The organism is Massilia aurea (assembly GCF_014200505.1).
In the GTDB taxonomy this organism is placed as follows: Bacteria; Pseudomonadota; Gammaproteobacteria; order Burkholderiales; family Burkholderiaceae_D; genus Telluria; species Telluria aurea_B.
Map to the genome: position 1 here is coordinate 135,819 of NZ_JACHBX010000001.1, position 13,118 is coordinate 148,936.

13 protein-coding genes are annotated in these 13,118 nt (G+C 65.9%); 7 read left to right on the forward strand and 6 right to left on the reverse strand.

Annotation, left to right across the window (positions count from 1 at the left end; genetic code table 11):
* The 4 genes from fliH to HD842_RS00570 are packed head-to-tail and all read right to left on the reverse strand — an operon-like array spanning position 1 to position 3,752.
* Positions 1-687 (reverse strand): flagellar assembly protein FliH, encoded by a 687-nt coding sequence (gene fliH, locus HD842_RS00555; protein WP_183549560.1) that lies wholly within the window; start codon positions 685-687, stop codon positions 1-3.
* A complete protein-coding gene (locus HD842_RS00560) occupies positions 684-1,712 on the reverse strand; it encodes a FliG C-terminal domain-containing protein (protein WP_183549563.1) in 1,029 nt (342 codons plus the stop codon). The genes fliH and HD842_RS00560 overlap by 4 nt, the downstream gene beginning before the upstream one ends.
* Positions 1,696-3,378, reverse strand: a complete 1,683-nt coding sequence (fliF, locus tag HD842_RS00565; protein WP_370660765.1) for a flagellar basal-body MS-ring/collar protein FliF — start codon at positions 3,376-3,378, stop codon at positions 1,696-1,698. The genes HD842_RS00560 and fliF overlap by 17 nt, the downstream gene beginning before the upstream one ends.
* A gap of 23 nt (positions 3,379-3,401) precedes the next feature.
* Positions 3,402-3,752 carry a flagellar hook-basal body complex protein FliE gene (locus HD842_RS00570; RefSeq protein WP_183549566.1) on the reverse strand — a complete coding sequence of 117 codons (351 nt, stop codon included), beginning with the start codon at positions 3,750-3,752 and terminating at the stop codon, positions 3,402-3,404.
* Between the two features lie 315 nt (positions 3,753-4,067).
* Between HD842_RS00570 and HD842_RS00575 the strand changes: the two genes are divergently transcribed.
* Genes HD842_RS00575 through HD842_RS00605 form a run of 7 tightly spaced genes read left to right on the forward strand, consistent with a single transcriptional unit; the run spans position 4,068 to position 10,444 of the window.
* Positions 4,068-4,988: a FliM/FliN family flagellar motor switch protein gene (locus tag HD842_RS00575; protein ID WP_183549568.1), complete on the forward strand. Its 921-nt coding sequence runs from the start codon at positions 4,068-4,070 to the stop codon at positions 4,986-4,988.
* Positions 4,988-5,344, forward strand: a complete 357-nt coding sequence (locus HD842_RS00580) for a FliM/FliN family flagellar motor switch protein (RefSeq protein WP_183549571.1) — start codon at positions 4,988-4,990, stop codon at positions 5,342-5,344. Before HD842_RS00575 ends, HD842_RS00580 begins: the two co-directional genes overlap by 1 nt.
* A complete protein-coding gene (gene fliP / locus HD842_RS00585) occupies positions 5,344-6,120 on the forward strand; it encodes a flagellar type III secretion system pore protein FliP (RefSeq protein ID WP_183553437.1) in 777 nt (258 codons plus the stop codon). Before HD842_RS00580 ends, fliP begins: the two co-directional genes overlap by 1 nt.
* A gap of 33 nt (positions 6,121-6,153) precedes the next feature.
* Positions 6,154-6,423: a flagellar biosynthesis protein FliQ gene (fliQ, locus tag HD842_RS00590; RefSeq protein ID WP_183549574.1), complete on the forward strand. Its 270-nt coding sequence runs from the start codon at positions 6,154-6,156 to the stop codon at positions 6,421-6,423.
* A gap of 16 nt (positions 6,424-6,439) precedes the next feature.
* The gene (gene fliR, locus HD842_RS00595) at positions 6,440-7,219 is read left to right on the forward strand and encodes a flagellar biosynthetic protein FliR (RefSeq protein WP_183549577.1); all 780 of its coding nucleotides are present in this window, start codon (positions 6,440-6,442) and stop codon (positions 7,217-7,219) included.
* Positions 7,209-8,345 (forward strand): flagellar type III secretion system protein FlhB, encoded by a 1,137-nt coding sequence (gene flhB / locus HD842_RS00600; RefSeq protein WP_183549580.1) that lies wholly within the window; start codon positions 7,209-7,211, stop codon positions 8,343-8,345. Before fliR ends, flhB begins: the two co-directional genes overlap by 11 nt.
* Positions 8,342-10,444, forward strand: a complete 2,103-nt coding sequence (locus tag HD842_RS00605) for a flagellar biosynthesis protein FlhA (protein WP_221290037.1) — start codon at positions 8,342-8,344, stop codon at positions 10,442-10,444. Before flhB ends, HD842_RS00605 begins: the two co-directional genes overlap by 4 nt.
* Here HD842_RS00605 and HD842_RS00610 read toward each other — a convergent pair whose 3' ends face one another.
* The gene (locus HD842_RS00610; RefSeq protein WP_183549583.1) at positions 10,445-12,070 is read right to left on the reverse strand and encodes an MFS transporter; all 1,626 of its coding nucleotides are present in this window, start codon (positions 12,068-12,070) and stop codon (positions 10,445-10,447) included.
* A gap of 135 nt (positions 12,071-12,205) precedes the next feature.
* Complete coding sequence (locus HD842_RS00615; RefSeq protein ID WP_183549586.1) at positions 12,206-13,054, reverse strand: hypothetical protein; 849 nt, start codon at positions 13,052-13,054, stop codon at positions 12,206-12,208.
* Between the last annotated feature and the right edge of the window lie 64 nt (positions 13,055-13,118).

The following is a 13,118-nucleotide window of genomic DNA, read 5'->3' on the forward strand; positions in this document are numbered from 1 at the left end:
TCATGCCCGTTCCCCTTCGCCCAGCAGCTGGTTCTGGACCTGTTCCATCACGGCCGCCAGGCGCCCCTGGCAACCGGCATCGACTTCATGGTCGCCTGAACGTACGCGGCATTCGCCGGCGTCGAGCGCCGGGTCGGGCAGGATCGTCCACTTCTTGGCGCGCTTCGGATCGAGCTCCAGTACCCGGCGCAGTTCTTCCGGATTCATGAACACTTCGACCTGGTCGCGCGACGGCGGCATCACGGCCAGCGCTTCCTCGACCAGCGAGAGCAGCTGCACCGGCTGCAGCGCCAGCTCGGCGCGGATCACCTGGCGCGCGATCTTGCCCACCAGGTCGACCACTTCGGTGCGCTGCGCGGCGCGCAGGTCGGTCTTGAGTTTCTTGAGACTCTTGAGCATCGCGTCGACCGGCTTGGCCAGTTGTTCGAAGCTCTCGAGCGCCATCGTCCGGCCTTCGTCGATGCCCCGTTCGAGGCCTTCGATCTTGCCCTGGGCAATGCCGTCGGCGCGGCCCTGGTCCAGGCCGACCTCATACCCTTCACGCTGGCCCTGGCGATAGCCGTCGGCCAGCGCGCTTTGCCACTCGTCGGCGGCATTGCCACCGGCCGCGCCGGCGGACGCGCCGGCAGGGCGCGCCGCGCTGAACTGGTGCAGCGGCGGGAAGTGGTAAGTGCGAAACGGTTTCATTCGGCGGTCGCTTCGGCAAACAGCTGGATGTCGATCTCTCCAGCGTCGGCCAGCTCCTTGACCGTGGTCATGATTTCGCGGCGGGTCTGCTCGATGCGCGACATCGGCACCGGGCCCGAGCGGCGCATCAGGTCTTCGAAGCTTTGCGCCTGGCGGCGCGGCATCGCGGCCAGGATGGCGTCGCGTAGCGGCGCTTCGGCGCCCTTCAGGGCAATCGCCCATTGCTCCAGCGGCACATCGTCGAGCAGGCGTGAAATCACCTGTTCGGTCTGGCGCGACAGGATGAAGAAATCGTACATCGACATCTCGATCTGCGAGACGACCTCGGGATCGTGGGCGCGCAGCAGTTCGACCATGCCGGCGCGGTTGTCCTGCAGGCGGTTGAGGATGTCGGCAACCTGGCGCACGCCTTCGACGCTGGCGCTTTGCGTGTCGAATGCGGCCAGGCAGCGGCCCACCAGCTCTTCGAGCTCGTGCAGCACGTCGCGGTTGATCTCGTCCAGGCGCGCCATATTCAGCAACACCAGTTCACGGCCTTCCAGCGGCAGCGCTTCGAGGATCTGCGACGCCAGCGCAGGCGGCAGGAAGGCCAGGAACACGGCCTGCATCTGGACGTGCTCGCTCGAGACGAATTCGGCCAGCCACTTTGGCGAGGCGTACTGCAGGCGCGCCATCTTCGGGCGGATCGCATCACCATAGATCGAGTTGAGCACGCTGTTGGCGATGTCGCTGCCCAGCGCCAGATCCAGCGAACGCTTCAGATAGCTGCGCGAGGCGCCGTGCAGGCCGCTTTGCTGGCGGTAGTCGTCGAAGAACGTCTGCAGCGCCGATTTGACGGTGTCGACCTTGATGCCGCTCATGCGCGACATGACTTGGGTCAGCTCCATCAATTCGTCGCGCTCGAGGCAACGCAGCACGGCCGCAGCCTGCTCTTCGCCGATCGACAGCAGCACGATGGCCGCCTGTTCGACCGGGCTCAGGCCGGCCTCGAGGTCGCTGTCTTCGATGTTATTCAGTTCGGCCATGTTTTTTCTGTACCCATTGTTTGACGACTTCAGCAACGCGCTCCGGCTCCTTGGCCGCCAGCACTCTCAGGTGATCGACCATGACGTCGACCGGCGAGCCGGACGGCGGCAAGTCGTAGTTCTCGAGCAGGGGAATGACGGCGCCCGGGCTGCCCTGCGCGGGCGCTTCGAGCGCCGTGACACCGGCGGGCAGTGCGGTGAGCGCGGCCGCGGTGGCGCCCGGCAAGGCCGGGGTGGCCGGGATGGCTGGCGTGGCCGGCGACGGCGCCATTCGCGCGGTGGCCGCGCGCAGCAGCGGCCGGGCCAGCAGGAAGTACGCCAGCAGCGCACCGACGGCCCACAAGACCCAGCTCGCCATGTCGACGATATTGTCGCGTTGCTGCCACCAGGCCTGTTCCACCGGCGCAGCCGGGAACTTCATGGCCGACACGGCCAGCACATCGCCCCGTGCGGCGTCGATGCCCAGGCCACCGGCCAGGATCTTCTCGATATTCGTCAGTTCGGCCGGTGTCCAGGCCTTGCCATCGGCAGCGCTGGTCGCGTTGAGTACCACGGCCACCGACAGTTTTTTCAGGCGGCCCCGCTCGCGCTTGATCTGCGTGATCGCGCGGTCATACGCGTACTGGCGGGTGGTGGCATTCTTGCGCGCGCTGCCATCGTCGGCTTTTTCGGCCGGCGGGGCGCCCGCTCCTTCGGCGGCGGCCGGCGCCGGCGGCCGGTTCGACAGCGTGCCAGGCACGCCCATCGCCATGCGGCTTTTTTCCATCTCTTCGCGCATGGCTTCGCTGGTGACCTTTGGCGCTTCGCCGTATTTTTCCTGGGTTTCTTCGATGCGGTCGTTGTCCACGGCGGCAGTCACGCTGACCTTGTAGTTGGCCACGCCAAGGATCGGCGCGAGCAGGTCGTTGACGTTGGAGCGCACCTCGTCGGCGTGGCGTTTTGCGGCCGTGTCGCCCTGCGCAGCGCCATCGAAGCCGTCGGCCAGGTCGATGCGCGAGGACAGGTAGTTACCGGCCTGGTCGACCAGCGAGACGCGCTGGGGCGACAGGCCTGCCACGCTGCCCGAGACCATGTTGACGATGGCGGCGATCTGTTCGTTGCCCAGGCTGCGGCCCGGCTTGACGGCGACGACGACCGACGCCGAGTTGCCGTCGGCATTGCCCGTCACGAACGAGCTGGTCTTCGCGATGGCCAGGTGCACGCGGGCACTGGCGATCGAATCCATCGTCAGGATGCTTTGCGCCAGCTCGCCTTCGAGGCCGCGCCGGAAACGCACGTCCTGCACGAACTGCGACACGCCAAGCGGGTCGTTGCGGTCCATCAGTTCGAGGCCGGCCGGCAGCTGGGCGGTCACGCCCTTGGCCGCGAGCAGCATGCGCACCTTGCCCAGTTGCGACGACGGCACCAGCACCTGGCCACTGTCCGGATGGACGCGGTAGGGAATCTGTTCGGCTTCGAGCACCGTCATCATGTCGGCGGCGACGACTTTCTCGCGCGCGCCAAAGACCGGCTTGTAGCTCGATTGATCCTGCCACATGAACATCATGACGGCAGCGGTGACCGCCACGGCCAGGCCCAGCATCAGCGGCAGGTTGTTGCGCAGCAGCGGTGGCAGCGCGGGCAGCGCGAACTTGCCGCTGAAGGGAGACTTGAGGGAGGAGAGCACGTGAGCGTCGCTTGTCAGATGAATCAGATCGGGAGCTTGAGCAGTTCGTCGACTGCGCCCATGACCTTGTTGCGTACTTGCATCAGCATCGAGAATGAGAGGCTGGCTTCCTGGCTGGCCAGCATGGCGCCGACCAGATCATCGCTCTTGCCGGTTTCAACCGCCGTAACGCGGGCACTGGCGGCCTGGTCCTGGGCGTCGACGCCGGCGATGGCGCTCTGCATCGCCTGGGTAAATGAAAACGCACCGGCGCCGCCCGTTGGCGCGCCGAGTTCGGCAAACGACGCGGCAGCCGGTGCGATGGCCAGGCGATTCGCATCGTTGTTCAGTTGCGACAGATCAGCCCGGATCAGGCCAGCGAGTTCGGTTGCCATCGTGGTTTCCTTGAAAGATTAACGTTGTTCATCGGCCACAAAATTCAGCAAATTTACGGTAATTTCCGGTTTGTAATTGTTAAATACCGTTCTAAAAACCGGGCTTGATGTAAGCACAACTTCATGCGTCACCTATGGCAATCAAGCTTGAAGCCCCTATGAAAGGGCTGGGATGCTGCGATGCAATGACCCAATATTACCGTAGGGCAAATGATAAATCAAAGCGATATGTCAAAGTTGCGGCGGTAAAACTCGCTGTATAATTATTGCTGCCGGGAATCAAATCAATGTGACATTAACTTTCGATAAAGACAGATGCCAATCAATCAACTCGACCGACGGCGCGACCACCAGGTGCTCGATCCGTGCCTGCTGGGCCGACCGGTGCATTTGCTGCCGGCCTTTGCTGCGGGGCTGGCCGAGGCGATTGGTGCCGAAATGGCATCGCCTGGCGGGCGCCGCCACTGGGGTGCTTACCGTCTCGAACACCTCGCGTTCGAACGGGCTCCGGAGCAGCCAGGACTGCGCTGGCTTGGGGTCAGCGGACCGTATGGCGTAGCAGCGATTGCCTTTGAACGAAACCTGCTTCTTGGGTTGCTGGAAGGGCGTTATGCAAGCCGGCAACCGACGACTTCTGCTGCGGTGCAGCAAAGCCCGGCGCTGGAGCGCGTCACGGCAACCGAAGAGCGTCTGGGCGTCACATTGGCCCAGCAACTGGCCAGCCAGCTCGATGCCCGGGTCGCCGATGGCCTGGCCCGGCTCGACGGCGCTCCCGCACCCGTCAAGGCTGGCGCCGGCGCCGCGATCGTGCCGGCGGGCGCACCGGGCAAGACCGGATGGGTACTGCGCGCCGTGCTGCGCGCCCAATACGGCCGGCGCGATACCGATGAGCCGACTCAGGCTGCGCCGGAAGGGCAGATCTGGATTGGCCTCGACCACGCCCTGATGGCCTGCGTACTGCAGGGCATCAAGGCCGACCGCGGCGCCGTGCGTACGGCGGGCGGGGCGCGCATGCCGGGCGAGCCGTTGGCCACGCGCCTTGAAGTCAAGCTCGACGGCTGCCTGGTGAGCAAGGAGATCACGCTCGCCACGCTGTTCGGTCTGCAGGTCGGCGATGTGATCCCCGTGGCGCTCGGTCGCGCCGATGTCGTGCTGGACAACTCCCGCCTGTTCACCGCCGCGGTGGCCGAGCACAAGGGCAAGCTGTGTTTAACCTCATTTGAAGATGCCGAATAATGGACATGAATCTCAACGAGCAACTGGGTGGTGACGTCATCATTGACGACCTGGACAGCGAAGATGCGTTGCAAGCCGCCGCCGGGCGCACTGGTGCGCGCCAGCTGCCGCAGATGATGCGCCGCATCCCCGTCACGCTGACCCTTGAAGTCGGTTCCGTGCGCATCTCGCTGCAAGAGCTGATGGACATCGGGCCATCGTCGGTACTGCCCCTCGATTCGCTGGCCGGCGAGCCGCTGGTTATCAAGGTCAACGGTACCCCGATCGGCCGCGCCGAAGTCGTGGTCGCGGGCGAGCAGTACGGTCTGAAGGTGATCGATCTCGAAGGCCTGAACCTGGACATTCTCGCGCCATGATGTGCTTTACCGGGGGCGTCAGGGCCCGTGCCCCTGCGCTTCTGTCCGCGCTGCTGGTGGGACTCTTGATCGCGGTCCCGGCCGCGGCCCAGAACCAGGATTTGCTGGCCGGCGTGCTGCCCGGCGCCACGTCCACCAGTGCCGGCATGAGCGTCAAGTCGCAGATCCTGGTGCTCATGACGCTGCTCGGGCTGCTGCCCGTGATGGTCATGATGATGACCTGCTTCACGCGCTTCGTGATCGTGCTGTCGCTGCTGCGCCAGGCCCTCGGCCTGCAGCAGGGCCTGCCCACCCGGATCATTACCGGCATCGCCCTGATCCTGACCATCCTCGTGATGCGCCCCGTCGGCGAGCAGGTCTGGACCCAGGCTTTTCTACCGTACGACCAGGACAAGATCGGCCTCGAAACCGCGCTGCGTATCGCCGAACAGCCTGTCTCGCGCTTCATGCTGGCCCAGACCAGCAAGGCGTCGCTGGCGCAGGTCGCCCGCCTGGCCGGCGAATCGACGGCCCAGCCACCGCAGCAGCACAGTTTCCCGGTCAAGCTGGCCGCGTTCGTGCTGTCCGAACTGAAGACCGCGTTCCAGATCGGCGCCATGCTGTTCATCCCGTTTCTGATCATCGACCTGGTGGTCTCGTCGGTGCTGATGGCGATGGGCATGATGATGCTCTCGCCCCTCGTCATTTCCCTGCCGTTCAAGCTGCTGCTGTTCGTGCTGGTCGATGGCTGGACGCTCACGGTGAGCACACTCGTTGGCAGCATCCATGCGTACTAGTATCAAACCCGGCCTGGCCACGGGAGAATCGCGATGAGTCCCGATATCGCCGTCGACCTCGTGGTCGAGGCCCTGCAGATCGTCATGCTGATGGTGATGGTGCTGGTGATCCCGGGCCTGCTGGTCGGCCTGCTGGTGGCGCTGGTGCAGGCGGCCACCCAGATCAACGAACAGACGCTGAGTTTTTTGCCACGCCTGCTGGTCACGCTGCTGGCCGTGATCCTGGCCGGCCACTGGATGACAACGACGCTGATGGATTACTGCGTCTCGGTGTTCCAGCGCGCGGCAACGCTCGTTGGCTAGGGCAGGGCGCGCGCCGATGGAACTGTACGGCTTCCTGATGCCGCTGATCGGCGCCCTGTGGTGGCCGTTCTGCCGCATCATGGCGATGATGATCACCGCGCCCGTGCTGGGCGATGGCACGATCCCCATCCCCGTGCGCGCGCTGCTGGCGGTGGTGCTGTCGTTTCTGATGCTGCCGCTGACGAGCAAGGGCGCGATGCCCGATGCGTTTTCGCTGGCCGGCGTGCTGGCGATGTTCGAGCAGGCCGTGATCGGCGCCGTCATCGGCCTGGCGCTGCAGTTCGCGATGGCAGCGATCAGCATGCTGGGCTTTCTGGCTTCGAGCCAGATCGGCTTTTCGATGGCGACGATGAACGACCCGGTCAATGGCCAGGCGTCGGATGTGATTTCCAGCCTGATGGCGCTGGTGGCGATGCTGGTGTTCTTCGCCATCGATGCGCATCTGGTGCTGGTGGCCGTGCTGGGCCAGAGTTTCCTGGCCTGGCCGGTGGGCGGCGGCTTGCAGCCGATGCTGCTCGAAGCCGTGGCGCTGAACCTGAGCTGGGTATTTGCCGCCGCGATCCTGCTGGCGCTGCCGCTCGTGTTTTCCACGGTGGTGGTGCAGATCGGCTTTGGTTTTCTGAACCGTGTCGCGCCCAGTCTGAACCTGTTTTCACTGGGTTTTTCGCTGGTGACGATTTTTGGCTTGCTGATGCTGATCCAGCTGGTGCGCTTCATCCCGGAGCACTACATCGCGATGACCAACCAGGTGCTGGAAATGCTGACCGAACAAATGAGGCTGGCCCATGGCCGATAGCAGCAGCGGCGACAAGACCGAAAAACCCTCGGCGCAAAAGCTCAAGAAAGCGCGCGACGAGGGGCAGGTAGCGCGTTCGCGCGACCTGGCGACGGCGGTCGGCATCCTGATCAGTCTGAAGGTCTTCATGCTGATGCTGCCCGGTTACCTGGACGACATGCGCCACCTGTTTCGCCTCGTGTTCGTGCCGCTGGGCGAAGCGGGCGACCTGGAAAACGCGATGTCGACCGTGTTTTCGTCAGCGTTGCTGCTGCTCGTGCACATGGTGTTGCCATTGCTGGCTGTGCCGCTGGCGATCGTCATTGCCGGCGCGATCCCGGGCGGCATCGTTGCCAGCGGCAAGAACCTGGCGCCGAAGTTCAGCCGCCTCAATCCGCTGACCAATCTGGGCAACCTGTTCAAGCAGAAGCACTGGGTGGGCTTTTTGACGTCGGCGGCCAAGGCGATCGTGCTGGGCATCGTGCTGTGGCATGTCTCGAACGGCAGCATCAAGGGCTATATCGAGTTGCAGCGCATGCCGCTGGACGTTGCCATCGGCGCCGGCGGCACGCTGGTGTTCGACGCGCTGATGGCGCTGGTGGCGGTGTTCATCCTGTTCGCGCTGATCGACGTGCCGGTGCAGAGTTTTCTCTTCATGCGCAACCAGCGCATGAGCAAGCAGGACATCAAGGAAGAGCACAAGAGCAGCGAAGGCCGCCCGGAAATCAAGCAGCGCATCCGCCAGCTGCAACACCAGCTGGCCCAGCGCAGCGTGCGCAAATCGGTGCCGACGGCTGACGTCGTGATCGTCAATCCCGAGCATTATGCGGTGGCGCTCAAGTACGACGTCGACCGCGCCGAGGCGCCGTTCGTGGTGGCGAAGGGCGTCGACGAAATGGCGTTGTTCATCCGCCGGATCGCCATCGAAAACCGGCTCGAGGTGGTGGAGCTGCCGCCGCTGGCGCGCGCCATCTATCACACGAGCCAGGTGCAGCAGCAGATTCCCGCGCCGCTGTACCAGGCCGTGTCGCAAGTGCTGAATTATGTTTTACAACTGAATGCGTTCCGTGCAGGCAGGCGCCAGGCGCCGCCGCGGTTCCCCAACGAGGTGGTCGTACCACCGCACCTGAGTGAGGCTCAAGCATGACCGTGACGAATACCTTCAACGCCTTCGTGGGAGAGCTGCGCCGCCACAAGTTCGCCGCGCCCGTGTTCCTGATCGCGCTCTTGGGCATGATCATCCTGCCGCTGCCGCCGATCCTGCTCGACGTGCTGTTCACGTTCAACATCGTGCTGTCGCTGATCGTGATCCTGGTGGCCGTGACGGCCAAGCGCCCGCTCGACTTCTCGGTGTTCCCGACCGTGATCCTGGGCACGACCCTGATGCGCCTGGCACTGAACGTGGCCTCGACCCGCGTCGTCCTGCTGCACGGCCACGAAGGCACGCATGCAGCCGGCCAGGTCATCGAATCGTTCGGCAACGTCGTCATCGGCGGCAATTTCGTCGTCGGCCTGGTGGTGTTCGTGATCCTGATGATCATCAACTTCATCGTCGTGACCAAGGGCGCCGAGCGCATCTCGGAAGTCTCGGCCCGCTTCACGCTCGATGCGCTGCCGGGCAAGCAGATGGCGATCGACGCCGACCTGAATGCCGGCCTGGTCAACCAGGAGCAGGCGACCACGCGGCGCAAGGACGTCGCGGCCGAAGCCGACTTTTACGGCGCGATGGACGGCGCCTCCAAATTCGTGCGCGGCGACGCCATTGCCTCGATCCTGATCCTGATCATCAACCTGATCGGCGGCGTCGCCATCGGCGCGCTGATGCACGACCTGCCGCTGGGCGACGCGTTCCGCGTGTATGCGCTGCTCACGATCGGCGATGGCCTGGTGGGCCAGATCCCGGCGCTGCTGCTGTCGGCCGCCGCCGCGATCCTGGTCACGCGCATCGGCGAGTCGGGCGACCTCGAAGACCAGGTCAGCCAGCAATTGCTGGCCCGGCCGGGTGTGCTGTACTCGGCCGCCGGCGTGATGATGATCCTTGCGATCGTGCCGGGCATGCCGTGGTGGTTCTTCACGGTGGCCGCCGGCGTGCTGGCCTGGGTCGGTTGGACGATGGCCAAACGCATCGGCGCGCCGGACGTGGCGGGCGTGGCAAAGATCGAAGCGGCGCTGCGCGACGACCGCGTGCCCGAACTCGATTGGCAGGCGCTGCCGGTCGTGCAGGCAGTGACGGTGGCAGTGGGCTACAAGCTGGTGGGCATGATCGACCGCGCCCAGGCCGAGCCGCTGGCCAAGCGCATCAAGGGCGTGCGCCAGAGCCTGTCGGAGCAGATGGGGATGCTGCTGCCGGCGATCTCGGTGCGCGACGACCTGGCGCTGCGTCCGACGCAATACGCGATCAGCCTGTCGGGCACTGTCGTGGCCGAGGCCGAAGTCATGCCCGACCATCTGCTGGCGATCCCGTCGCCGAACGTGTACGGCGAACTCGATGGCATCCCCGGCATCGAGCCCGCGTACGGGATGGCGATCACGTGGATCCTGCCCGAGCAGAAAGCCCACGCGCTGGGCCTGGGCTACCAGGTGGTCGAAGTGCCGAGCGCGATTGCCACGCACGTGTCGAAAGTGGTGCGCGAATACCTGCACGAACTGTTCCGCCACGAAGACGTGCCAGCGATCCTGGAACGCCTGACGGCGCTGTCGCCCAAGCTGGCCGCAGCGCTCGACAAGGCGCTCACTCACACCCAGCTGCTGCGCGTGTTCCGCGTGCTGCTCACCGAAGGCGTCTCACTGAAGGACATCGTGGTGATCGCCACCACGCTGCTCGACAGCTCGGAGACAACCAAGGATCCGATCCTGCTGGCGGCCGAAGTGCGCTGCGCGCTGCGGCGCCAGATCGTCTCGACGCTGTTTGGCAAGAAGAAGGACATGCCGGCCTTTAACCTGTCGGCCGAACTGGAAAACATGCTGCTTGGCTCGCTGAACCAGGCGCGCCAGAACGGCGGCGGCAAGGTCGCGCTCGACAACTACCCGATCGATCCGCAACTGCTGGCGCAACTACAGATCAATATGCCGGTTGCGCGCGAGCAGATGAAGGGCCAGCACACGCCGCCGCTGCTGCTCGTGCTGCCACAGGTGCGGCCATTGCTGGCCCGTTATGCGCGGCTGTTCGCACCGGGCCTGCACGTGCTGTCGTACAACGAGATCCCCGAAAACCGCGACGTGTCGATCGTCGGCACGGTGGGCTGATCAACCCTTGGCGACGAGGCGTCGCGTGATCACCGGGCCGTCCGGCCCCAGGTGAAACGCCAGCTTGCGTTCGCGCAGCGCGGCGTCGCCCGCGGTGGCGCGGTCGAAGCGGCGCAGGTGCTCGGTCCAGGACGGATCGATGATCTGTTCGGTGAATAATCCCGGATCGCTGACGTCGCGCAGCAAGGTCCAGCTCAGCGCGCCCTGGCGCAGGCGCGCGCGCCGGCTCAGCTCCATCAGCGCCATGAAGGCTTCGGTGCGCTCCGGGTCGATCCGGTATTCCACTGTCAGCACGAGGCGCCCGCCATCCTGCAGCGGCGAGAGCGACGGCGCCAGCGCCTTGAGCGCCGACGATGGCGTCATGTCTTCGAGCAGTTCGCGGTCCTGAATCAGGCGCAGTACGAGCGCCATCACGACCACGCTGCTGCCGGCCGCATACAACAGGCTGTGCTGCACGCTGTCGAGCGTCGCCACCTGGCCCCAGGCCGCGGCGCCCGTTGCGCTCGCGCCCATCAGGGCCATCTGGTAGATCGACATCCCGCGCGCCCGCACCCAGTCGGGCAGGGCCATCTGCATCGACACGCTCAGCGAATTGGCCGACACGATGAAGGCCATCCCCGACAGCCACATCGCGCTAGAGGTCAGCACCACGTTCGTGCTGACGGCCGCCACCGCGATCATCGCCGCCGACAGCACGGTGCTGCCCATGACGAGCGTGTCGCGGCTGAACGCCTGGCGCATGCGCGGCAGGAAGAACACGGCGCTGATCGCGCCACCGCCCATGCAGGCCAGCAGCAGCGTGAACACGCCAGCGCCGCCGCCACCCTGGGCGCGCGCGACCAGCGGCAGCAGCGCCATCAGCGCGGTGGAGTGGAAGAACGACGCCGCCACCCGCGCCAGCACCGCCTTCACGCGGTTGGAGTGGCGCGCAAACTGCAGGCCGACGCGCATCGCGCCGCCGATTCGTTCACGGCCCAGCGGACTTGGTACGTGCGTGCGACGCCAGCGCATGATCACGAAGCCCGAGATCACCGACAGCACCGCATTGAGCACGAATACATATGCGCTGCCCAGGCTGGCGATGATGGCGCCGGCCGCCAGCGGCCCGGCGATGCGCGACGCGTTCATCGCCACGCCATTCAAGGCCAGCGCCGCCGGCAGCTGCGCGCGCGGCACGAGCTCGGGAACGATCGCCGAGAACACGGGCCAGCGCATGGCCAAGCCAATGCCGTTGGCAAACGTTAGCGCGAGCAGCACCGGCGGCGTGATGGCGTCGGCCAGGATCACCGCGCACAGGATCGTGGCCACGACGGCGACCCAGAACTGCGTGATGATGAAGTAGCGCCGCCGGTCGAGGATGTCGGCCAGCGCGCCGCTCGGCAGCCCGAGCAAAAACACGGGCAGCATCGATGCGGTCTGCACCAGCGCGACCCAGATCGGCGCGGTCGTCAGCGACGTCATCATCCAGGCGGCCGCCACGTCGTTCATCCACATGCAGGTGTTGGCGATCAGCCAGGTCAGCCACAGCATGCGAAACACGGGGGCGCGCATCGGCCCGAATGCCGACGGCGGCGGCGCGGCATCGTTGGCCGAGGACGCCGGAAGGGGAGGCAGGGGCAACTTCATGCAGATGGGCTCATCGGAAACAGGGGCGATGGCCGCGAGCGTATGCAACGTGTCATTGGAAAGGCAGATGCGTGAAGACAACTGCCATTGTAGTCGGCGCAGCGCCGATGGCGGCGCGCAGGTCAGTCCGGTCTGTCAGCCGCGTGCGCGCTGCGCAGGCAGCAGCAGCGCCAGTTCGGCCACGGCGCGAAACACGGCCGGCGTCAGCGCTTGCGCCGCTTCTTCGGCATTGGCGATCATCGCGTGACTGCGTCCGGGGGGCAGGGCATCGCGAAAGCCCCAGCGCAGCACCGTCAGGCCCGCCCGCGACAGCGCCGTTTCGAGTTCGGGCTGCAACCAGCGCAGGCGCGTGAGCGCGCTGGCGTCTGGCGCGCAGACCTCAATCACCAGCCCCTGCGGCGTCGGTTCGACCTGGATCACGACGGCGCTGCCGTCGGCCAGTTCGAGTTCGAGACACAGCGCAGCGCGCGCACGGCGCCGGCGGCCTGGTGGCTTGTCGGCCTCGTCGGCCAGCACGGCCAGGTGCTGCGGCGTCTCGCCACCGCCATGGACCGTGAAGCGCCAGGCATCCTGGTGCGTCGCGAGCAGCTGGGGCTGGTGCACGACGTGGCCCTGTTGCCCCGCAGCGAGCATCGCCGGCGACAAATGCCCGCCCATGTCGGCCAGCGCGCGGCTGGTCAACTGGCTCCCATGATTGCGTACCTGGCTGCGCCAGGCGCGCGCCAGGCCGGCGGCGTCCTGCTGCTGATAGGCGAGCTGGCGTGCCATCAGCACCTGATCGGGCCGCATCGCCGCGCCGTCCGCACCCGACTCGGCCGATGGCTGGCCGGCTGCCTGTGGTTCCGGCGCGCGGGGCGCGGAAAACGGCAGCGGCAGCGCATCGGCGCCGCCGGCCAGCACGGCAGCCGGGGCCACCACGGCGCCGACCTGCAGTGGCGCGAGGACGGGCGGGGGCAGCGCGGCAACGGGGAACATGTGGGCCATCAGAGTGCCTGTCAAGAATAAAAAAAGGCCAACCGTGTGGCTGGCCTTGGATTTCTAACCCGGG